Genomic DNA, 21,697 nt, shown 5'->3' on the forward strand with positions numbered 1-21,697 from the left:
GCTAGAAGCCCTGTTCAAGGGCCGGCCGCAGTTCGTCGAGCGGGTCGTGCACAAGGCGCTGGCCACCTACCAAAATGAACTCGTCCGGCTCCGCGAGCTCGCCGACGGCAAGGGCGAGCTGGCCGCCCTCGCCTTTCTCGCCCATGGCATCAAGGGCTCGGCCGGCGCACTCCACGCCACCAGCGTCCATCAGCTGGCCACCGAGGTGGATGCCGCAGCCCGCGCCGGGAGCGCCGACGCCCGCGAACTGGCGGGCAAACTCGCCGACCAGCTCGAGGCGCTGCTGGGTGAGCTCGAGATGCGTGTCGCCGCCGACAGCACGCGGCCCCACGACTTCAGCGTCTGACTACAAAAACAAAGGGCGCCGACGGCGCCCTTTGAAACTCGCTACCAGGTCACGACAGCAGGCACCCGATCAACGGGATTCCTTGATCATCCGCCCCCGGATCGACTGGATCGGGCGGGCATTCATCGGATACATCCGCGCAAAGATCGCGATCTGCTCAGACGACAGCTGGGCCGGCTGCTTCATCACCATCCACATCACCCCCTCGCTGCACGGCGGGGTGGTCAGCGAACCCATGTAGGTGTAGTAGCTCCGGTCGGACGGCAGCAGCTGGTTGAGGTCGATGGAGACGCCCTCGGGCGAGTAATCCACGTTCTTCTCGAGGGGCAGGTTGTTCCACAGGGTCTGCACCAGCGGGTGCATCTGCCCGCGCTCCAGGAGCACCGCCACCACTGCCAGGCGGCCGTCGAGGTCTTTGTGCACCAGGTGCACCACCATTTCGAAGCCCTTGCCGTTGATGCGCTCCTCCGACGGGCGGTGGAAGTGGAACTGCACCAGGTCGTAGTAGCGCCCCATCACCTGCAGGCTGCTACCCGGGCCCACCGTCACCTGGACGGTGTGGCCGTTGTCGACGATGCGGAACTGGGACAGCTTGTAGTCGAAGCGGATCGGCTCGAGCTCCACCTTGATGCCGTCGCGGATGTCGATCGGCGACTGGCGCTCGCCAGTGTTGCACAGCTGCCACTCGGGCTTCAGGGTGCCCCAGTTGGCCGGCGCGCCTTCGCCGTCGTAGCTCCAGTGGATCTCGTGGTGGGCCAGCGGCGTTCCGGCCGCGGCCGGGCCGTGGGCGGCGTGGGATTCGACCCTCACCGGCGCGGTGCGCACCACCCGCGGCCGCGGGCGCGGCGCCACGTAGGCCGGCACGCGATGCACCTCCGGCGGGGCCTCGGCGTGGGCCCGCTTCTCGGCGACGCGCGGCGGCTCGGGGGCCCTCTCGGCCGGCTCGGCCTTGGGCGGCGGCGCCGGCTTGTCGATGAAGCTCTTCTTGATTGGCTGGGGCGCCTCGGCGGCGTGCTCGCCCTTGGCCTCCGCCACCTGGGTCACCGCGGCCTTCTCTGCGCCCCGGGCGGGGCGGTAGTCGGCGGTGCGCACCTCCGGTTTGGCGGCCGGCGTCGCCGGCGCGGCCTGGGCGCTCTGGGCCGCGCGGGAGGCATTCTTGGCCAGCTGGGAGATGTCGGCCGGCTTGCACACGTCGCGCCACAGCTTCTCGTCAACGCTGCCGATGGCGATCGGCATGTCTTTCTCGACCTTGACCTTCTCGTCCTTCACGACGGTGGAGTCGGCATCCAGATAGACCCGCTTGATCGTCGCGAAGGTCTGGTTGCGGCAGTCGTAACGGTTGAGCGCCTTCACCGTCATGTAGCCGGCGGCGGCGGCCTCGCTCTCGGAGAGCACGATGCGGCCCCAGGCCACCTTGGTGCCCGGGTCGGACTGCAGGATGCTGGCGCGGTCCAGCTCTATCGTGCGTTTCTTGTCGGACGCGACGGTCTGCCAGTCGGCGGCCATGGCGGCGGTGGAGCCAGCCAGTATCAGCACGGCGGCCAGGGGGTGCATGCGGTGGCGCATGGAGCTTCTCCGGGGGAAAGAGGTGGGCCGACAGGCGGCCAGATGCCCTTTATTTCGGCCCACGGCGGACAAAGCTTTAGCGCCCCCGCCCAAAGCCACGATAATCCTGCCAAATCTTGCATTTACCGCCTGCTTCCAGTACTTTTGCGCACGAACGTTAGGGGTGCCGGCGCACACGCGCACGGCTGAGACTTACCCTCCGAACCTGATCCGGGTCGTGCCGGCGTAGGGAAACGTGGCTCCTGCCGCATCCCACGCCCGCGGCCCTCCCAAGGAGCCTTCATGAACGCCAACGAAAAATTCCTCGCCTCGTCCGCCCAGGTCGACGAAGCCGCCGTCGCCCCGCTGCCCAATTCCCGCAAGATCTACGTCGAAGGCTCCCGCCCGGACATCCGCGTGCCGATGCGCGAAGTCAGCCAGGCCGACACCCCCACCGGCTTCGGTGGCGAGAAGAATCCGCCGATCTTCGTCTACGACTGCTCCGGCCCCTACACCGACCCGCAGGCGAAAATCGACATCCGCTCCGGCCTGCCGGCCCTGCGCCAGCGCTGGATCGAGGAGCGCGGCGACACCGAGGTGCTGCCCGACCTCAGCTCCGAGTTCGGCCGCCAGCGCGCCGCCGACCCGTCGCTCGACGAGCTGCGCTTCCCCGGCCTGCACCGCAAGCCGCGCCGCGCGCTGCCGGGCAAGAACGTCTCGCAGATGCACTACGCCCGCCAGGGCATCATCACCCCCGAGATGGAATACGTGGCGATCCGCGAGAACGTGAACCGCCAGCAATACCTCGAGAACCTGCGCAACACCGGCCCGATGGGCGAGAAGATGGTCAAGCTGCTGGGCCGCCAGCACAAGGGCCAGGACTTCGGCGCCAGCATCCCGGCCGAGATCACCCCCGAGTTCGTGCGCGCCGAAGTCGCCCGCGGCCGCGCCATCATCCCCAACAACATCAACCACCCCGAGTCCGAGCCGATGATCATCGGCCGCAACTTCCTGGTGAAGATCAACGCCAACATCGGCAACTCGGCGCTGGGCTCCTCGATCAACGAGGAAGTCGACAAGATGACCTGGGCCACCCGCTGGGGCGGCGACACGGTGATGGACCTGTCCACCGGCAAGAACATCCACGAGACCCGCGAGTGGATCATCCGCAACTCGCCCGTGCCGATCGGCACCGTGCCGATCTACCAGGCCCTCGAGAAGGTGAACGGCAAGGCCGAGGAGCTCACCTGGGAGATCTTCCGCGACACCCTCATCGAGCAGGCCGAGCAAGGCGTCGACTACTTCACCATCCACGCCGGCGTGCTGCTGCGCTACGTGCCGATGACCGCCAACCGCATGACCGGCATCGTCAGCCGCGGCGGCTCGATCATGGCCAAGTGGTGCCTGGCGCACCATAAAGAGAGCTTCCTCTACACCCACTTCGAGGACATCTGCGAAATCATGAAGGCCTACGACGTGGCCTTCAGCCTCGGCGACGGCCTGCGCCCCGGCTCGATCTACGACGCCAACGACGAAGCCCAGCTGGGCGAGCTCGAGACCCTGGGCGAGCTCACCGACATCGCCTGGAAGCACGACGTGCAGACCATCATCGAAGGCCCGGGCCATGTGCCGATGCACATGATCAAGGAGAACATGGACCTGCAGTTGAAGCACTGCAAGGAAGCTCCGTTCTACACCCTGGGGCCCCTGACCACCGACATCGCCCCCGGCTACGACCACATCACCAGCGGCATCGGCGCCGCCATGATCGGCTGGTACGGCACCGCGATGCTGTGCTACGTCACCCCCAAGGAGCACCTCGGCCTGCCCGACAAGAATGATGTGAAGGAAGGCATCATCACCTACAAGCTGGCCGCCCACGCCGCCGACCTGGCCAAGGGCCACCCGGGCGCGCAGATCCGCGACAACGCGCTGAGTAAAGCCCGCTACGAGTTCCGCTGGGACGACCAGTTCAACCTCGGCCTCGACCCGGACAAGGCGAAGAGCTTCCACGACGAGACCCTGCCCAAGGAGTCCGCCAAGGTCGCCCACTTCTGCTCGATGTGCGGCCCGCACTTCTGCTCGATGAAGATCACCCAGGACGTCCGCGACTACGCCGCCGCCCAGGGCCTCGGCGAAACCGAGGCGCTCGAGAAGGGCATGGAGACCAAGGCCATCGAGTTCGTCAAGACCGGCGCCGAGATCTACCACAAGGTGTAAGGGCGGGTACAAGACCGCGCAGGCTGCCAGGCCTGCACGCCAAAACAAACCGGGCCGCGCAAGCGGCCCGATTCGTTTATGGGTGAAGTCTCGCCGCTCAGGCCCCGGCCGCCGCCGGCAATGCCGCCGGGGCGTGCCGTTCGAGCAAGTCCCGGTACAACCAGGCCAGGCGCGCCGCCATCGCGGTGTCCGACCACTCCGCCGCATACGCGGGCGCATCCGCCGCCAGGCGCTGGCGGGCCGATGCGTCGCCCAGCAGCCGGCCCACCGCCTCGCCGAAGGCTTCAGGCTCCGGCGGCGGTGCCAGCGAGGCCCGCCGCGGGCCAAGGATGTCCACGGTGCCCATCTCCGCCAGCGCCACCACCGGCAGGCCGGCGGCCATCGCCTCCAGCAGCACCAGGCCCTGGGTCTCGGTGCGCGACGCGAAGACGAACACATCGGCCGCCGCGTAACAGGCCGGCAGCGCGTCGGCCCGGTCGAGGTAGCCGATGAAGCGCACCGCCTCGCCCAGCCCCTCCCGCCTCACCCGGGCCTCCAGCTCCGCCCGCGCTGGCCCCTCGCCGGCGATCAGCAGCAGCACGTCCGGCCGCCGGCGCAGCGCCTGCGGGAGCGCATCGAGCAGGAAGCCGATGTTCTTCTCGTGGGCCACCCGGCCGACGAAGAGCGCCACCGGGCGCTCCGGCGCGATGCCGTGCTGGGCGCGGAAGGCCGCGCCGTCGCAGCCCCGGAAGCGCTCGATGGGGATGCCCGTCGGCAGCACGTGCAGTGGCACCCCGACACCGTAGCCGAGCAGCCGCTCGCGCATCGCGGTGGACGGCACGATGACCCCGTCCAGCGCGTTGCACTGGCGCCGCGACAGGCCCCGCGCCCGGCGCTTCAGCCAGCCGGCGGGGAGCATCGGCGCGTAGTGCTGCAGATATTCCTCGAACAGGGTGTGGTAGGTGGCGATCACCGGCAGCCCCCGCCGGCGGGCCGCCGCGAGGCCGGCGTAGTGGGCGACGAAGGGCGTCTGGATATGCACCAGGTCGCAACCCTCGGCCGCGGCCAGCACGGCCCGGTGCATCGCCCGCCAGCCCACCAGGCGGTCTTCCCGGTCGCCCGGCACCGGCCAGCCGGGCACCCGCACAACGCCCGGCTCGTCGGGCTCGGCACCGTAGCGGGGCGCCACCAGGCGCAGCTCGACCCCCAACGCCGCCAGCGTGCGGCGGAAGGTTTCGATGGACGTGGACACCCCATTGACCCGGGGGAAATACACGTCGGACACCATCAGGATGCGCATCATCAAGCTTCCCGCGGGGCATGCCCGCCAGCCCCGGACCCGCCGGGTTTAGTGTGTGGATGCCGCCCCGGCGCCAGGCGCGGCGGCAGCTCAGACCTCGGCCGTGCCCGAGACTGCCTCGAGGCTCGCCCCGGTCGGCGGGGCGCTCACCTGCCGGGTGCCCCAGTGGATCAGCTCGAGCCGGCCGTCGAAGTGTTCGACGATGGCGGTGCACGAATCCACCCAGTCGCCGCAATTGACGTATTGCAGGCCGTCGATCTCGCGGATCGTGGCCCAGTGGATGTGGCCGCAGATCACCCCGTCGAGGCCGCGCTCGCGGGCCTGGTGCACCGCCGACGCCTCGAAATCGAAGATGAAGTTGAGCGCCGTCTTGACCTTGCGCTTGGCGTAGCCCGCCAGCGACCAGTAGCCCGAGATCCCCAGCTTGCGGCGCCCCCACGAGAACCAGCAGTTGAGCCGCACGAGCAGGTCGTAGGCCCGGTCGCCGAGCATCGCCACCCAGCGGTGATGGCGGGTCACCTGGTCGAACTGGTCGCCGTGGATCAGCAGGAAGCGCTTGCCGTCGGCGGTTTCGTGCACCAGCTCGCTCGCCACCTCGATGTCACCGAAGACCACGCCGCAGTAGTCGCGCAGGGCCTCGTCGTGGTTGCCGGGGATCAGCACCACCCGCTCGCCGCGCCGGGCCCGGCGCAGCAGCTTCTGGACCACCGTGTTGTGGGACGGCTTCCAGCAGATGCTGCGGCTCATCGCCCAGAAATCCACGATGTCGCCGATCAGGAAGATGTGCTCCGCCGCGTGTTCGCGCAGGAACTCCACCAGGCGCTCCGCCTGGCAGGCCCGCGTCCCCAGGTGGATGTCGGAGAGAAAGATTGATCTGACCCTTGGCATGGCGACACGATCGCCAAGCGCGGTGAATGCGTCGTGACACGCGGGTTAAGGGGTGATGACAGCGCGGGCCGCCGCCGCAACGTTTTTTCTGCGCCGCCGCAAGGCATGGGCCCGCCGGCCGGTGCTAGGATTCGGCCATCGACCACCCACCAGGCCCTGTGATGAACCTCGAAAAAGTCATCTTCGGTTTCTTCATCGTCTTTGCCGCCACGCTCAACTTCGGCTTCTTCATCGGCGACATCGACAACCCCGTCCACCACGAAATCTACGAGCTCTTTGCGGCGGTGGTGGTCAACCTGATCGCCACCGTACTCAAGTTCGGCGACCGCACCCAGATCGGCGCCATCCACCTGGCCACCAGCCTGGTGGCCGACCTGCAGCTGCTGGCCGCCGCCATGGTGTGGGGCTACGCGGTGCATGTAACGGGCGCAGGCCTCACCGGCTCCACCATGTCGAGCATCGTCTCGCTGTCGGGGGGCGCGCTGTTCGCCAACATCGTCTCGGTGATCATCCTGATCGCCGAGACCATCATGCAGCGGCGCTGACAGCCTCCTCGTCGTGACCCACACCAGCACGATCTTCCTGGTCCTGCGGCGGCTGCGCACGCCGCTGCTGGTGCTGATCACGCTGTTCGCGATCTCGGTGCTCGGCCTCACGCTGATGCCCGGCCCGCCCGACCCGAACGGCGGCCAGCTGCCGCGGATGAGCTTCTTCCACGCGGTGTACTTCATCAGCTACACCGCCACCACCATCGGCTTCGGCGAGATCCCCTACGCCTTCTCCGAGCAGCAGCGCCTGTGGACGGTGGTGTGCATCTACATGTCGGTGGTCGGCTGGGCCTATACCCTGGGCTCGGTGTTCGCGATGCTGCAGGACAAGAACTTCCTCAACGCGCTGGCCGTGCAGCGCTTCGCCCGGCAGGTCCGGCGCCTGCGGGAGCACTTCTTCCTGGTGTGCGGCTACGGCGAGGCCGGCCACCTTATCTGCCAGGCCCTCGACGAGCTCGGCTACCGGGCGGTGGTGATCGAGAAGGACGAGGTCAAGATCGGCGACCTCGAGCTGCAGAGCTACCAGGCCGACGTGCCGGCCCTGTGCGCCGACGCCGGCCAGCCCGACACGCTCATCTTCGCCGGCCTCACCAGCAAATACTGCCGCGGCGTGATGGCCCTCACCAACGACGACAGCACCAACCTCGCCGTCGCCATCGCGGCGCGCCTGCTGGCCCCGGCGCTGCCCGCCCTGTGCCGCGCCGAGCACGCCGACACGGTGGCCAACATGGCCTCCTTCGGCACCCGCCACATCATCAACCCCTTCGAGAAGTTCGCCGAATACATGGCCCTGGCGCTGCACTCGCCGGCGGCCTACAACCTGCTCCTGTGGCTCACCGGCCTGCCCGGCACCACCGTCGCCCGCCACCGGGAGCCGCCAAAGGGCAAGTGGGTGCTGTGCGGCTACGGCGCCTTCGGCAAGGTGATGACCCGGGCCCTCGAAAACGCCGGCCTGCCCGTCACCATCATCGACCGCGCCGCCCCCCTCGCCCCCGACCACACCTGGTACAAGGGCGACGGCACCGGCGCCGACGCCCTCGCCGCGGCGGGCATCAGCGACGCCGTCGGCATCGTCGCCGCCACCGCCAGCGATGTGAACAACCTGTCCACGGTGGTCACCGCCAAGCAGCTCAACCCGGCCCTGTTCACGGTGCTGCGCCAGAACCACGTGGCCAACCGCACGCTCTTCGACGCCTTCGAGTCCGACTTCGCCATGGTGCCGGCCGAGATCGTCGCCCACGAATGCCTGGCCATCCTCACCACGCCGCTGCTCACGCCCTTCCTCGATCGGGTGCGCTCCGCCGACGACGCCTGGGCCGGCGCGCTGCTCGAAGAGCTCACCGGGCGCTTCGGGTGGGACGTGCCCTGCGTCTGGAGCGTGTCGATCAACCTGCTCCAGAGCCCCGCCGTGTATCGCGTGATGATGCGCCACGAGGCCCGGCTGAGCCTGTCGGCGCTGCTGCGCGCCCCGGTCACCGACCGCCCGCCGCTGGCCTGCACGCCGCTCCTGCTGCTGCGCGAGGGCGACCCGCCCCGCTACCTGCCCGACGGCGAGCTCGAAATCCGGCTGGGTGACCAGCTGCTTTTCGCCGGCACCGAGGAGGCCCGCCGCGACCTGGGCATGACCCTCTTCAACGGCCACACCCTGCAGTTCGTCCTCACCGGCCGCGACCTGCCGGGCGGGCTGATCTGGGAATGGCTGGCGCAGCGGAGGGAAGCGCGGAGTAGGTCGAGTTAGCGCAGCGTAACCCGACGGCCTTGGGGTCATGGTTCTGCAGCCACGTGGCCATGCTCGCTTGTTTGCTGTTCGCCGATCTCCATCAACGAACAAAACGCCAACCCCGCCCCGGGCACCCCACCGTGCGCCCCCGCCCCCACGGCGGCTACAATGCCGCGCCGCAACGCCCCCGGAACCCCACCATGCTCACCCTCCTCTTCCGCCTTCCCCGGCCCCTGCTGAAAAGCGCCTTCATCGCCGCGGTGCTCGTCGTCTTCGCGCTGACGATGATGCCGCTACCCGAGATGACCCAGGTCGTGTCGTCCCAGGACAAGTTCGAGCACGCCATTGCCTTTCTGGTGCTGATGCTGCTGGGCGCCGGCGGCTGGCCGGGGCGGGGCGGGCGGATTGCCGTGGGGCTGAGCGCCTACGGGCTGCTGATCGAGATCTGCCAGCACACCCTCACCACCAACCGCTTCGGCGACCCCTGGGACTGGGTGGCCGATTCGGTGGGGGTGGCGATCGGCTGGCTGCTGGTACGCCGCGCCGCGCGGGGAGGCGTGGCCTCCGCCTGAGGGGCGGGCACAATTTGCTCCCGCCCCGAGCACCATTACTCCCGCCGCGAGAAACAGTACTACCGCGGATAGAAACATTGCTCCCGCCGGGAGAAACATTACCGCTCCGTGGAGAAACATTGCTCCCCGCAGCGGTAAATTTGCTCTCGCAGGTATTAATGTTTCTACGCCGGGGTAGAAACATTACTCGCCACAAGAGAAACATTGCTGCTTTTTGCAGCATCGTTACTACCCGGACCCACCAATGTTTCCGTTGGCGAGAGAAATTTTGGTGCACTCAGGTAGCAACATTTCTCCGGCCAACAGCAAATACCCCAAGCCTGCGGCTGCGGAAGCACCAAAAAACAAGGGCCGCCCGCAGGCAGCCCTCATCTCACTGGTGACAGCCGGGATCAGGTGGCGAAGACGTGCTTCACCCGCAGCGTCTCGCCGCGCTCGACCAGCCCGATCAGGCGGTCGATGTTGGGGTGCTTGCCCGGGTTGAGGCGCGCATCCTCGCTGTGCTCGGCGTAGATCTCGATGCCCTGGGTAGCGGCCTCGGGGGTGATCGCCCCGTGGAGCTGGCCGAGGTGGTTGTAGACCGCCAGCGAGCCGGCCTGGCCGGGCTTGTTCTCGATGGTGGCGACCACCTCGCCGGCGGCGTCGAGGAGCTGCAGCGCGGCCAGATGCGAGACGCCGGGCAGGGTCTTGAGTTTGTCGGCGAATGCCATGGAAAAATCTCCGGAGTAAAAACGGGAGCTGCAGGGGCGACCGAAGCCGGCCCTGCCGCCCCGCGGCGATCAGATGCGCTTGGCCAGCTCGGCGGCCTTGCCGATGTAGCTGCCCGGGGTCATGGTGAGCAGGCGGGCCTTTTCAGCTTCGGGGATCGCCAGGGTACCGATGAATTCCTGCAGGGCTTCCTTGGTGATGCCCTTGCCGCGGGTGAGCTCCTTGAGCTGCTCGTAGGGGTTGGGCACGGCGTAGCGGCGCATGACGGTCTGGATAGGCTCGGCGAGCACTTCCCAGCAGGCGTCGAGGTCGGCCGCCAGGCGGGCCGGTTCGGCCTCGAGCTTGCCCAGGCCGCGCAGGCAGGAATCATAGGCCAGCACCGCGTAGCCGAAGGCGACGCCCATGTTGCGCAGCACGGTGGAGTCGGTGAGGTCGCGCTGCATGCGCGACACCGGCAGCTTGTCGGCCAGGTGGCGCAGCACGCCGTTGGCGAGGCCCAGGTTGCCCTCGGCGTTCTCGAAGTCGATCGGGTTCACCTTGTGCGGCATGGTGGACGAGCCGATCTCGCCGGCCTTCAGCTTCTGCTTGAAGTAGCCCAGGGAGATGTACATCCAGATGTCGCGGCAGATATCCAGCACGATGGTGTTGGCGCGGGCGGTGGCGTCGAACAGCTCGGCCATCGCGTCGTGGGGTTCGATCTGGATGGTGTAGGGGTTGAAGGCGAGGCCCAGGGATTCGATGAAGCGGCCGTTGAAGCCTTCCCAGTCGAAGTCGGGGTAGGCCGACAGGTGGGCGTTGTAGTTGCCCACTGCGCCGTTGAACTTGGCGGTGAGCTCGACCGCGGCGATGGACTTGCGCACGCGGCGCAGGCGATACACCACGTTGGCCATTTCCTTGCCCAGGGTGGTCGGGCTGGCGGGCTGGCCGTGGGTGCGCGACAGCATCGGCAGCTCGGCGTGCTGGTGGGCCAGCTCGACGAGGCGGTTGATGATCTTGTCGAGGGCCGGCAGCAGCACGCCATCGCGGCCGTCACGCAGCATCAGCGCGTGGGAGACGTTGTTGATGTCCTCGGAGGTGCAGCCGAAGTGGATGAATTCGGTGACGCGGGTGACTTCGGGGTTGTGGCCGAGGCGTTCCTTGAGCCAGTACTCCATGGCCTTCACGTCGTGGTTGGTGGTGGCCTCGATGGCCTTCACCGCCTCGCCGTCGGCGACCGAGAAGTTGGCGATCACGGCGTCGAGCTCGGCCACGGTGGCCGCCGAGAAGGGGGCGATCTCGGCCAGCTCGGGGGCGGCGGCCAGGGCCTTCAGCCACTCGATCTCGACCTTGACCCGGTTGCGGATCAGGCCGAACTCGGAGAAGTGCTCGCGCAGCGCGGAAACCTTGGATTCGTAGCGGCCGTCGAGGGGCGACAGCGCGGTGATGGGTTGCAGGTTCATGGGGAAGGCCCTTGAGGCTAAAAAACAAAGGCGCACATTTTAGCGCCTTGGCCCCCGCTTCGCCGATGATAAAATCCGGCCTTCCCCAAACTGCAGTTCTCCAACATGAGCAAAGGTCCGCAACAACTCGAACGCTTCATCTTCTGGAGCCGCTGGCTCCAGGCCCCGCTCTACCTCGGCCTGATCGTCGCCCAGGGCATCTACGTGTGGCTGTTCATGGCCGAACTCGGCCACCTGCTGATGTCGGTCATCGACTCCGGCGGCCGCATCAGCGAAACCGAAACCATGCTGGTGGTGCTGGGCCTGATCGACGTGGTGATGATCGCCAACCTGCTGATCATGGTGATCATCGGCGGCTACGAGACCTTCGTCTCGCGGCTCGACCTGGACGGCCACCCCGACCAGCCCGAGTGGCTGTCCCATGTGAATGCGGGCGTGCTCAAGATCAAGCTGTCCACGGCAATCATCGGCATCTCGTCGATCCACCTGCTCAAAACCTTCATCAACGCCGCCAACATCGCCGAGCACACCATCATGTGGCAGGTGATCATCCATGTGGTGTTCCTGGTGTCGGCCCTCGCCATGGCGATGGTCGACAAGATGATGAACCAGACCGTTCTGCTGTCAAAACACTAAAGAGAGGGAGCTTCACCCATGACCGCCATCAAGCAGGAAGACCTGATCCAGTCCATCGCGGACGCCTTCCAGTACATCAGCTACTACCACCCGCTCGATTACATCAAGGCCCTGGGTGAAGCCTACGAGCGCGAGGAATCCCCCGCCGCGAAGGACGCCATCGCGCAGATCCTCACCAACTCGCGGATGGCCGCCGAGGGCCACCGCCCGATCTGCCAGGACACGGGCATCGGCATGGTGTTCATCAAGGTCGGCATGAACGTCACCTGGCCGGATGCCACCATGAGCATCCAGAAGATGATCGACGAGGGCGTGCGCCGCGCCTACGCCAACCCCGACAACCCGCTGCGCGCCTCGGTGCTGGCCGACCCGGCCGGCGCCCGCAAGAACACTAAGGACAACACCCCGGCCGTGGTGCACTTCGAGATCGTCGAAGGCCACCACGTCGAGGTGATCTGCGCGGCCAAGGGCGGCGGCTCCGAGGCCAAGTCCAAGTTCGCCATGCTCAACCCCTCCGACGACCTGGTGGATTGGGTGCTCAAGAAGATCCCCGAGATGGGCGCCGGCTGGTGCCCGCCGGGCATCATCGGCATCGGCATCGGCGGCACCCCCGAGAAGGCGATGCTGCTGGCCAAGGAATCCATCATGGCCCCGGTGGACATCCATGAGCTCAAGGCCAAGGCTGCCGACGCCGCCGCCAAGGGTGAAAAGCTGACCCGCGCCGAAGAGCTGCGCCTCGAGCTCTACGAAAAGGTCAATGCGCTGGGCGTCGGCGCCCAGGGCCTCGGCGGCCTCACCACCGTGCTCGACGTGAAGGTGCTCGACTACCCCTGCCACGCCGCCAACCTGCCGGTCGCGCTGGTGCCCAACTGCGCCGCCACCCGCCACTGCCACTTCCACCTGGATGGCTCCGGCCCCGCCAGGATCGAGCCGCCGAAGCTCGAAGACTGGCCCGCCGTCACCTGGACGCCGGACCTCAAGGCCGCCACCCAGGTCGACCTCAACACCCTCACCAAAGAGCAGGTTGCCGCCTGGAAGCCGGGCCAGAAGCTCCTGCTCAACGGCAAGATGCTCACCGGCCGCGACGCCGCCCACAAGCGCATTGCCGACATGCTGGCCAAGGGCGAGAAGCTGCCGGTCGACTTCACCAACCGCGTGATCTACTACGTCGGCCCGGTCGACCCTGTGCGTGACGAGGTCGTCGGCCCGGCCGGCCCGACCACCGCCACCCGCATGGACAAGTTCACCCGCATGATGCTCGAGCAGACCGGCCTGATCTCGATGGTCGGCAAGTCCGAGCGCGGCCCCACCGCCATCGAGGCGATCAAGGACAACAAGTCGGCCTACCTGATGGCCGTCGGCGGCGCCGCCTACCTGGTGGCCAAGGCCATCAAGTCGGCCAAGGTGGTCGGCTTTGCCGACCTGGGCATGGAAGCCATCTACGAGTTCGACGTGCAGGACATGCCCGTCACGGTGGCCGTCGACTCCTCCGGCATCAGCGTGCACAACACCGGGCCGAAGGAATGGCAGGCCAAGATCGGCAAGATCCAGGTCAAGGTCGCCTGATCGGCAGCAACACCCAGCCCGGCCCCGCGCCGGGCTTTTTTCGCCTGGAGCCCCCATGACTTTGCAGCAACTTCTTGGCATCAACCTCCCCCTCCTGCAGGCGCCGATGGCCGGCGTGCAGGGCAGCGCCCTCGCGGTGGCCGTCTGCGAAGCCGGCGGGCTCGGCGCCCTGCCCTGCGCGATGCTTTCGCCGGATGCCATCCGCGCCGAGGTGGCGGCGATCCGCGCCGGCACCGGCCGCCCCTTCAACCTCAACTTCTTCTGCCACCAGCCGCCCACCCCCGACGACGCCCGCGAGGCCGCCTGGCGCGCCAGCCTCGCCCCGTACTACCGCGAGCTCGGCCTCGACCCGGCGGCGATCCCCGCTGCGCCCGGCCGCGCCCCCTTCAGCGCGGCGCTGGCCGAGCTGGTCGAGGCGCTCCGCCCGCCGGTGGTGAGCTTCCACTTCGGCCTGCCGGCACCTGAGCTGCTGGCCCGCGTCAAGGCCAGCGGCGCCCGCGTGCTGAGTTCGGCCACCACCGTGGACGAAGCCCTTTGGCTGGAGGCCCGCGGCGTGGACGCGGTGATCGCCCAAGGCCTCGAGGCCGGCGGCCACCGGGGCATGTTCCTCACCGGCGACGTGACGACCCAGCTCGGCACCCTGGCGCTGGTGCCGCAGATCGTCGCAGCGGTGAAGCTGCCGGTGATCGCCGCCGGTGGTATTGCCGACGCCCACGGCGTGGCCGCCGCCCGGGCCCTGGGCGCCGCCGGCGTGCAGGTGGGCAGCGCCTACCTGCTATGCCCCGAAGCCAGCACCAGCGCGGTCCACCGGACCGCCCTCGTCAGCGACGCCGCCCGCCACACGGCCCTCACACACCTGTTCACCGGCCGCCCGGCGCGCGCCATCGTCAACCGCCTGATGCGCGAGCTCGGCCCCCTGGGCGGCCAGCCGCCGGCCTTTCCGTTGGCCACCACCGCCATCGCGCCCCTGCGCGCCGCCGCCGAGGCCGCCAGCAGCGGCGACTTCTCGCCCCTGTGGTGCGGCCAGAACGCGAGCGGCTGCCGGGCCATCCCGGCCGGCGAGATCACCCGCGCACTGGCGGCAGGCCTGGCCGGCTGAGAGGCGGGGTGATGTTCCGGAAGCTGCGCATCGCGGTGCTGCTGGTGATCCTCGCCACCGTCGCGCTGGGCGCGTGGCGCAGCGGCGCGCGGGCCACCGAATGGAAGCACACCCTGTACGCCACCGTGTATCCGATCGCCGCCGACGACTCGCCCCACACCCGGGCCGGCGTCGCCCGGCTCAGCGCCGACGACTTTGCGCCGATCACCGACTGGCTGCAGGACGAGGTGCGCCGCCACGGCCGCGACGTGCTGCGCCCGCTGGCGATCAGCGTGGCGCCGCCGCTCGAGTCGCAGCCGCCACCCTTCCCCGCCGACGGCGGCCCGGTGGCCGTGGGGCTGTGGAGCCTGCAGCTGCGTTTCTGGGCCTGGCGCCACGACGCCACGCCCGGGCCACGGCCGGACGTGCGCCTGTTCGTGCTCTACCACGACGCCACACGCACGCCGCAGCTCGACCATTCGGTGGGCCTGCGCAAGGGGCAGATCGGCATCGTGAAGGCTTTTGCAGGCCGCGACGATGGCCCGCGCAATGCGGTGGTGATCGCCCATGAGCTGCTCCACACCCTGGGCGCCAGCGACAAGTACGACCCGCAGAGCCTGGCGCCGATCTTCCCCGACGGCTACGCCGAGCCCGACCGCCAGCCCAGCCACCCCCAGCGAATGGCCGAGATCATGGCCGGGCGCTTCGCCCTTGCGGACGGCCAGCTGGCGATGCCCGAGCGACTGGGCCAGACCCTCATCGGCCCACGCACGGCAGCCGAGATCGGCCTGCGGCGGGCAAACTGAAGCCCCGGCTCCGCCAATGGCGGGCCAGGGCTTGGCTTTGGTATGGGAACCGGAGCGCCAGAAGGCCCCCTTCCCGGCCTGTTACTTGATGACCTCGACGATCTCGACGCCCATCGCGTAGAGGCCGGGCTGGGCCAGGCCGTCGCAGCGGCGCACCCGCACGCGGGCGTGAAGCGGCTGGTAGACGCCGCCCGGTTCGGGGGGCAGCACGGCGATCTCGAAGACCTCGTCCATCCGCGGAACGTGGCTGGAATGGATCGTCAGCCCCCCCACGCTCAGCTCGACGCAGGTGCCGACCACCGGGGCGGCCTGCCCCTCCAGCCTGATCCCCACCTTGCAGCCCAGCGGAATGCGGCGATCCCGCCGTCTTTCTGTCATGCGGTCCATGCGATTCACTCTTGCTTGCCAAGCCCCCACCTTACGAAAGTCGGCCGGGCCCCGCAAGGCTCAGAGACACTTGCAGGCAGGCCCTCAGGGGGTGGTGCGGGCGGTGGTGCTGCGCACCAGGCGGATCTCGCCGTAGGCGACCCGCCGCGGGAAGGGGCGAGCGCTCTCGATGCCGGTCTGCCAGGCGAGCACCTCGTAGCCCCCGAAGCCCGGCTGGGCGGCCAGGCGCGCGGCGTGGCGGGTGAACACCTGGCGGGCCTCGCCGTCACCACCGTTGTGGACGGCCTTCATGCGCATCGCGAGGATGTAGTGATCGTCCGCCGGCCGGGCTTCCTCGACAACCCAGTTGGGCGCAAGGGGGTCGGCCACCACGTAAAAGGCCAGCGCCGCGGCGGCCACCGGCAGCTTCAGGAGGCCGGCATCGGAGGCCAGCACCAACCCTGCCGGCAGCGCCAGCCAGTCCTGCCCGGGCGGCGCGGTGCTGCAGCCGGCGAGGAGAGCCAGGGCCAGGGCTGGCAGGAGGCGTCGTGGCTTCATGCTCAGAGGTAGTTGAACAGGGACAGGTTGGAGACCTTCAGGAAGCTTTGCTGGGCGGCCTCGAGGTAGGTCTTTTGCTGGGTGAGGTTGCTCACCGCTTCGGCGTAATCCACGTCCTGCAGGCGCGACAGGGTTTCCTCGTACTGCAGGTCCAGGCTGCCGTTGATGTTCTGCTGGGTTTCCACCTCGACCATCCGCGAGCCGACGCCCGAGCGGACCCGGGAGATGCTCTCCTGCGCTGCGTCCATGCCGGCGATGGCCTGATTGCCCCCGAAACGGGTGGCATCCGGGTTGCCGGAATTGAGGGCCGTGACGAAGTTGCCCAGCACGTCGAAGGTGCTGGCGACCTTGGCGACGCTGAACTCGTCGCCGCTGGCCGGCGTGCCGCTGAGGCTCAGGCTGACACTGCCGAAGGCCAGGGTCGTGCCGCTGCTGCTGCTGGTGACGGTCGGCGCGATCGGCGAGGCGCGATTCGGATCGGTGGTGGTGTCGAAAACCTGGTAGCTCGGGCCTGCGCCTACTTCCACCACGTAGTTGTGATCGTTGTAGCCCGACAGGGACAGCCCCGAGACCAGGGCCGAACCGGCATTGCTGGCGGCGCTGAGCGCGAAGGCTGAGCCCGAGCCGGCGCGGATGGTGTTGAAGATCTCCTCGCCGGAGCTGGTGATCGGCAGGTTGCGGGAGGCCGAGATCTGCAGCGTGCGGGCGCCCTGGTCGCCCTGGTACTGGACGCCGGCCGCCAGGCTGCCGCCGAAGGGCATGACGTTGCTGCGATAGCCGCCGAAGACGAACTCGCCGGTCGAATCCTGGCTGTTGGCGATGCCGAGCAGCGCATTGAACTGCTGGGTGATGTCGGCGCCGATGGCGGCCTGTTCGCGGGACGAGTAGGTGCCGTTGCCCGACTCGACCGCCCGGGTGCGCACGTAGGTGACGATGTCGGTGGCGGCGCCGAGCTTGCTGTCCACCAGCTTGAGGGCATCGTTGGCATAGCCCTGGTTGGCCGCGTAGAGGCTGTTGACGCTCTTCGACTGGGACACCTCGAGGGCCCGCGCCGAGGCGACCGGGTCGTCGGACGGACGGAGGATGCGGCGGCCGGTGGCGACCTGTTCCTGGGTGTCGAGCAGGCGGCTGTTCTGCTTCTGGATGGAAGCGAGGCCGGAGTCGAAGATCATGCCGGTGGTGACACGCATGATGGCTTTTCCTTTGTGCTGGCTGGCCGACGGGCTTAACGGCCGAGGGCGAGAACTTCGTCGAAGAGCTTGGAGGCGATGGTCATCACCTTGCTCGACGCCTGGTATGCCTGTTGATAACGGATCAGGTTGGCCGCTTCTTCATCGAGATTCACCCCGGCGATCGACTGCTGGGCCTCGTAGGCCTGACCGACCAGGCTTTCCTGGGCGTCGCGGTTGACTTGCACTTCCCGTGCCTTGTTGCCCACCGAGCTGACCAGCTGCGAATACACCGACTGGAGGGTGGCCGAGGGCTGGCCGTTGGCCGAGAGCATCAGCTTGGATGTCTGAAGCTGGCCGAGGGCCACCGCGTTGCGGCTGTCGGAGACGCCGCCGGCGTTGGGGCCGAGGGTGAAGCTGTCCTGATCCTTCAGGGCGCCGGCGATCGAGAAGGACACGCCGCCCACCGCGATGGTCATGCCGCTCTGGTAAGGCACCGACGCCACCGGCGACGGGAGGGTGATCGGGCTGCTGTTGAGCAGGGTGTAGGTCACCGACTGCCCGGCGGGGAAGCCGGTGAGGCTGCCCCCGGCATGGGTGAGCTTGAGGGGCGCGCTGCTGGTGCCGAAGGCGCCGCCGGTGATGCCAGCGGTGCTGCTCACCACCGGCGCGGTGATGCTGCCGGTGCCGAGGTTGGAGGCGGTGGCGGCTGCGGTAATCGGGGCGCCGGCGGCGATCATGCGGGTGTCGGTGATCGTCAGGCCGAGGTTGGACGCGGCATGGCGGGTGGGCTGGATCAGGAAGCTGTCGCCCACCCAGGACGTAGCCGCCGGAGTGATCGACAGGCCCACGTCGGCCGCGCTCACCGAGCGGCCGTCGGACACCCGGGTCAGCGCGTAACCACCGACGGTGTCGGTGAAAGTGAGCCGGTAGTCTTCGCCGACGAGCTTGGAGACATCGCCATACTGCACGTCCGGCATGGCGGTGGTGGCGTTGGTGTAGCGCTGGACGCCGATACTGGGGATGGTGAAGAAATCGGTGCCCAGGTTTCCGTTGAGATCCTGGCCGAGCTTGTGCTGGGCGTTGAAGGCGGTGCTCAGGCCGACGGCCATGAGGCCGAGCTGGTTCTGGGTTGAGTCCAGCGCGGTGGCGCGCATGTTGAGGAGGCCGCCGAGCTTGCCGCCACCGAGCAGGCTCTCGGGGATGGTGATCGTGCCGCCGTTCTGGGTGAGGATGTTGACCGCCAGGCGGCTCTGGTCGGCGATGGACGGCAGCGCCTCGAGGCGGGTCGGGGTGGTGCCGATCACCAGCGGCTGGCCGGTGCCGATGAACACCGACATCGAGCCGTCGGCGTCGGTGCTGGTGGACACGCGCACCAGCTGGTTGAGCTCCTTCACCAGCTGGTCGCGGGTGTCGAGGAGGTCGTTGGCGGGCTGGGCGGAGCCGGCTTGCTGGGCGATGGTGATCTTGTTGTTCACCTCGGCGATGTTTTTCGCGTAGGTGCTGATCTGGCTGACGGTTTCCTTGATCTGGCCTTCGACGCCGGCGCGGATCTCGCCGATGCGGTCGGACAGGTTGTGCAGGCGCGACACCAGGCTCTCGGCGGTGGACAGCATCGATTGCCGGGCCGGGACACTGGCGGGGTTGGCCGCCACTTCCTCGATGCCGCCGAAGAAATCCTGCAGCGCCGGGGTGAGGCCGACGGTGGGGTCGGCCAGCATGTTGTCGACCTGGCTGATCTCGGTGCTGAAGGTGTCGTACTCGCTGAACTTGGTGTCGGCCGCCAGCACCTGACTGGTCAGGAAGGTGTTGTAGGCGCGCTTGACGGTGTCGACCTTGGTGCCTTCGCCGAAGAAGCCCGCGCCGGTGAACATCGCCGGGTTGGTGCTCTGCTCGATGCGCTGGCGGCTGTAGCCCGTGGTCCCGGCGTTCGAGATGTTGTGGCTGGTCGTCGAGAGGCCCGCCTGGGCGGCGTTGAGTCCGGTGAGACCGATGCTGAAGAGGCTGGCGCCCATGATCCGCGTCCTTGGTTCATGTATCTAAACGATGAACAGCAAGTTCTTTGCCAGTTTGCGCGCCCTGGCGCAAAACAGCGGAAATCAGGCGCTGCGGGCGCTGCTTGCCGACAGGGCGGTGCGCAGGGTGTTGCCGTTGATGATGCGCGCCAGCTTGTCGGCGTAGTTGGGGTCGGTGGCGTAGCCGGCCGCCTGCAGGCCGCGGGCGAAGGCGGTGGCGTCGTCCTGGCCGACCACCGCGGCGTAGCGCGGGTTGGTGCCGATCAGCCGGGCGTAGTCGCGGAAGGAGTCGGCATACGAGCCGTAGCTGCGGAAGCGCGCGTTCTCGCGGCTGGCGACGCCGTTGCTGTATTCGGTGGTGGCGGTGCTCACCGTGTCGCCCCCCCAGCGCTTGCCGGCCTTGATGTTGAAGAGGTTGTGGCTGGGGCTGCCGTCGGCGTTCTTCAGTTCAAACTTGCCCCAGCCGGTCTCCAGGGCCGCCTGAGCCACCAGAAAGCGCGCCGGGATGCCGGTGGCGCGGCTGGCCTCGACGGCCTGGGGCCACACCTTCTCGACGAAGGCCCGCGGCCCGGCACCGGCCGGTAGATTGGGGAAGGAAGCGGCAATACCGCTTGCCGCCCCGGCAGCCGGCGCCGCTGCGGCAGATTTTGCCGCATTGATTGCCGACGGGGCTGCAGACGAGTTTGCCAGCGGAGCGGGCAGCAGCTCAGCCCCCAGGCCTGTCGGCCCGCCGAGCGCGGTCCGCGCCCCGGCGGCGTCAAACCCGCGGCGGATCGGCGCATCCAGCGCCACCCCGCCCTCCGGCGGCGTCACCGCCGCGTCGCGGTTGCCGCCGAGCTGGCGTTCGATGACCCGCGCCAGGCCGATGCCGCCGCTGCGGGTGGCGAGCTGCATGGCCAGCTGCTGGTCGAGCAGCGACTGGTACATGCGTGATTCGTCGCTGTCGAACATGCCACCCTTGGGCGTCGCGTCGCGCATGGATTTGAGCACCTGCTGGAGCAGCAGCGCCTCGAACTGCTTGGCGGCCTCCTTGGTGGCGGCCGGCGAGCCATCCTTCGAGACGCGGCGCAGGCCCGACAGGGAGTTGGGGTCGAGGGCGTTGATCTGGCTGAAGTCGGAGGCCATCAGATCACCTCCAGTTCGGCCCGCAGCGCGCCGCTGGCCTTCATGGCCTGGAGGATGGCGATCAGCTCGAGGGGGTTGGCGCCCAGGGTGTTGAGGGCCTTGACCACGTCGGCCAGGTTGGTGCCGCCCTTCACGTTGAAGATGTTGCCGCCGTCCTGCTTGATGTCGACGCCGCCCTTGTTGGTGACCGCGGTCTGACCCTGGCCGAAGGGGTTGGGCTGGCTGACCTGCTGCTCGTTGGTGACGGTGACGGTGAGGCTGCCGTGGGAGACCGCGCAGTTCTGCAGGGCCACCTTCTGGTTCATCACCACCGAGCCGGTGCGGGAGTTGATGATGACCTTGGCGGCCTGCACCGCCGGGGTCACGTCGAGGCTTTCGAGGCGGCCGAGGAAGGCCACCCGCTGGTTCACGTCGTCCGGCGCGCGCACCTGCACCTGGCGCCCGTCGAGGGCGCGGGCGGTGCCGGGGGCCATGGCGTTGATCGCGTCGACGACCTTCTGGGCGGTGCCGAAGTCGGCGTCGTTGAGCTCGACGAAGACCGAGTCGCCCTGCCCCACCGCGGTGGGCACCGAGCGCTCGACGGTGGCACCGCCGGGGATGCGCCCGGCCGAGAGGTGGTTGACCGTGACCTTGCCGCCGGAGGGCGCCGCACCGCTGGCGCCGCTCACCGCCAGGCTGCCCTGGGCCATCGCGTACACCTGGCCGTCCACGCCCTTGAGGGGCGTCATCACCAGGGTGCCGCCCTTGAGGGAGCGGGCGTTGCCCATCGACGACACGGTGACGTCGATCTGCTGGCCCGGCCGCGCGAAGGGCGGCAGGCTGGCGGTGACCATCACCGCGGCGACGTTCTTGAGCTGCAGTGACTGGCCCGGCGGCAGCGTGACGCCGAGGTTGCCGAGCATGTTGATGATGCTCTGCACCGTGAAGGGGGTCTGGGTGGTCTGGTCGCCGGAGCCGTCGAGGCCGACCACGAGGCCGTAGCCGACCAGCTGGTTGTGACGCACGCCGCCGATGCTGGCGAGATCCTTGAGGCGTTCGGCGCTGGCCGGGGTGCTGGCCAGCAGCCCGAGCGCACAGGCGCAGGCGGCGGCGAGGCGGAAGAGGCGCGACATG

20 protein-coding genes and 1 riboswitch are annotated in these 21,697 nt (G+C 68.5%); of the genes, 9 read left to right on the forward strand and 11 right to left on the reverse strand.

The features are described from left to right. On the forward strand, nucleotides 1-346 hold a 346-nt coding region (locus tag ZRA01_RS13050; RefSeq protein ID WP_174851616.1), incomplete at its 5' end, for an Hpt domain-containing protein. Nucleotides 347-415: 69 nt separating this feature from the next. Here the strand turns inward: ZRA01_RS13050 and ZRA01_RS13055 are convergent. Next, complete coding sequence (locus ZRA01_RS13055; protein WP_141352882.1) at nucleotides 416-1,912, reverse strand: carbonic anhydrase; 1,497 nt, start codon at nucleotides 1,910-1,912, stop codon at nucleotides 416-418. A 149-nt stretch (nucleotides 1,913-2,061) separates the two neighbouring features. Beyond that, a riboswitch (TPP riboswitch) is annotated at nucleotides 2,062-2,161 on the forward strand. Between the two features lie 33 nt (nucleotides 2,162-2,194). On the opposite strand from ZRA01_RS13055, the gene thiC reads away from it, so the two are divergent. Continuing rightward, nucleotides 2,195-4,111: a phosphomethylpyrimidine synthase ThiC gene (gene thiC, locus ZRA01_RS13060; RefSeq protein ID WP_141352884.1), complete on the forward strand. Its 1,917-nt coding sequence runs from the start codon at nucleotides 2,195-2,197 to the stop codon at nucleotides 4,109-4,111. A gap of 97 nt (nucleotides 4,112-4,208) precedes the next feature. Here the strand turns inward: thiC and ZRA01_RS13065 are convergent, their stop codons facing one another. Together ZRA01_RS13065 and ZRA01_RS13070 are read right to left on the reverse strand one after the other, a co-directional pair. Further along, nucleotides 4,209-5,390 (reverse strand): glycosyltransferase, encoded by a 1,182-nt coding sequence (locus ZRA01_RS13065; protein WP_174851618.1) that lies wholly within the window; start codon nucleotides 5,388-5,390, stop codon nucleotides 4,209-4,211. A 90-nt stretch (nucleotides 5,391-5,480) separates the two neighbouring features. Continuing rightward, the gene (locus tag ZRA01_RS13070) at nucleotides 5,481-6,278 is read right to left on the reverse strand and encodes a UDP-2,3-diacylglucosamine diphosphatase (protein ID WP_141352888.1); all 798 of its coding nucleotides are present in this window, start codon (nucleotides 6,276-6,278) and stop codon (nucleotides 5,481-5,483) included. Nucleotides 6,279-6,439: 161 nt separating this feature from the next. On the opposite strand from ZRA01_RS13070, the gene ZRA01_RS13075 reads away from it, so the two are divergent. The 3 genes from ZRA01_RS13075 (at nucleotide 6,440) to ZRA01_RS13085 (ending at nucleotide 9,118) form a co-directional block, all read left to right on the forward strand. After that, nucleotides 6,440-6,823 (forward strand): DUF6394 family protein, encoded by a 384-nt coding sequence (locus tag ZRA01_RS13075; protein WP_141352890.1) that lies wholly within the window; start codon nucleotides 6,440-6,442, stop codon nucleotides 6,821-6,823. 13 nt (nucleotides 6,824-6,836) lie between these two features. Next, nucleotides 6,837-8,564, forward strand: coding sequence for a potassium channel family protein (locus ZRA01_RS13080; RefSeq protein WP_246093669.1), 1,728 nt, complete (start codon nucleotides 6,837-6,839; stop codon nucleotides 8,562-8,564). A gap of 182 nt (nucleotides 8,565-8,746) precedes the next feature. Next, nucleotides 8,747-9,118, forward strand: coding sequence for a VanZ family protein (locus ZRA01_RS13085; protein WP_141352892.1), 372 nt, complete (start codon nucleotides 8,747-8,749; stop codon nucleotides 9,116-9,118). Between the two features lie 392 nt (nucleotides 9,119-9,510). On the opposite strand, the gene ZRA01_RS13090 is transcribed toward ZRA01_RS13085, so the two are convergent. Further along, on the reverse strand, nucleotides 9,511-9,828 hold the full coding sequence (locus ZRA01_RS13090) for a DUF2322 family protein (protein ID WP_141352894.1): 318 nt from the start codon (nucleotides 9,826-9,828) through the stop codon (nucleotides 9,511-9,513). A gap of 69 nt (nucleotides 9,829-9,897) precedes the next feature. Then, the gene (gene purB, locus ZRA01_RS13095) at nucleotides 9,898-11,265 is read right to left on the reverse strand and encodes an adenylosuccinate lyase (RefSeq protein ID WP_141352896.1); all 1,368 of its coding nucleotides are present in this window, start codon (nucleotides 11,263-11,265) and stop codon (nucleotides 9,898-9,900) included. A 105-nt stretch (nucleotides 11,266-11,370) separates the two neighbouring features. Between purB and ZRA01_RS13100 the strand changes: the two genes are divergently transcribed. From ZRA01_RS13100 to ZRA01_RS13115, 4 genes are read left to right on the forward strand one after another with little or no spacing between them, the layout of a single operon-like run. Continuing rightward, nucleotides 11,371-11,901: a TIGR00645 family protein gene (locus tag ZRA01_RS13100; protein WP_141352898.1), complete on the forward strand. Its 531-nt coding sequence runs from the start codon at nucleotides 11,371-11,373 to the stop codon at nucleotides 11,899-11,901. An 18-nt stretch (nucleotides 11,902-11,919) separates the two neighbouring features. Then, on the forward strand, nucleotides 11,920-13,467 hold the full coding sequence (locus ZRA01_RS13105; RefSeq protein ID WP_141352900.1) for a fumarate hydratase: 1,548 nt from the start codon (nucleotides 11,920-11,922) through the stop codon (nucleotides 13,465-13,467). Between the two features lie 55 nt (nucleotides 13,468-13,522). Next, on the forward strand, nucleotides 13,523-14,566 hold the full coding sequence (locus tag ZRA01_RS13110; RefSeq protein WP_141352902.1) for an NAD(P)H-dependent flavin oxidoreductase: 1,044 nt from the start codon (nucleotides 13,523-13,525) through the stop codon (nucleotides 14,564-14,566). Between the two features lie 11 nt (nucleotides 14,567-14,577). After that, complete coding sequence (locus ZRA01_RS13115) at nucleotides 14,578-15,351, forward strand: hypothetical protein (protein WP_141352904.1); 774 nt, start codon at nucleotides 14,578-14,580, stop codon at nucleotides 15,349-15,351. A gap of 81 nt (nucleotides 15,352-15,432) precedes the next feature. Here the strand turns inward: ZRA01_RS13115 and ZRA01_RS13120 are convergent, their stop codons facing one another. From ZRA01_RS13120 to ZRA01_RS13145, 6 genes are all read right to left on the reverse strand, one after another. Further along, nucleotides 15,433-15,738: a PilZ domain-containing protein gene (locus tag ZRA01_RS13120; protein WP_141352906.1), complete on the reverse strand. Its 306-nt coding sequence runs from the start codon at nucleotides 15,736-15,738 to the stop codon at nucleotides 15,433-15,435. An 84-nt stretch (nucleotides 15,739-15,822) separates the two neighbouring features. After that, on the reverse strand, nucleotides 15,823-16,275 hold the full coding sequence (locus ZRA01_RS13125; protein WP_141352908.1) for a hypothetical protein: 453 nt from the start codon (nucleotides 16,273-16,275) through the stop codon (nucleotides 15,823-15,825). A gap of 2 nt (nucleotides 16,276-16,277) precedes the next feature. Further along, entirely contained in the window at nucleotides 16,278-17,465 is a 1,188-nt protein-coding gene (gene flgL / locus ZRA01_RS13130) for a flagellar hook-associated protein FlgL (protein WP_141352910.1), read from the reverse strand. Between the two features lie 35 nt (nucleotides 17,466-17,500). Further along, nucleotides 17,501-19,459, reverse strand: a complete 1,959-nt coding sequence (gene flgK / locus ZRA01_RS13135) for a flagellar hook-associated protein FlgK (RefSeq protein ID WP_141352912.1) — start codon at nucleotides 19,457-19,459, stop codon at nucleotides 17,501-17,503. An 84-nt stretch (nucleotides 19,460-19,543) separates the two neighbouring features. Then, nucleotides 19,544-20,584: a flagellar assembly peptidoglycan hydrolase FlgJ gene (gene flgJ, locus ZRA01_RS13140; protein ID WP_141352914.1), complete on the reverse strand. Its 1,041-nt coding sequence runs from the start codon at nucleotides 20,582-20,584 to the stop codon at nucleotides 19,544-19,546. Further along, nucleotides 20,584-21,696, reverse strand: coding sequence for a flagellar basal body P-ring protein FlgI (locus ZRA01_RS13145; RefSeq protein WP_141352916.1), 1,113 nt, complete (start codon nucleotides 21,694-21,696; stop codon nucleotides 20,584-20,586). The genes flgJ and ZRA01_RS13145 overlap by 1 nt, the downstream gene beginning before the upstream one ends. Nucleotide 21,697: the final 1 nt, after the last annotated feature.

This window comes from Zoogloea ramigera (assembly GCF_006539865.1).
Taxonomy (GTDB): Bacteria; Pseudomonadota; Gammaproteobacteria; order Burkholderiales; family Rhodocyclaceae; genus Zoogloea; species Zoogloea ramigera.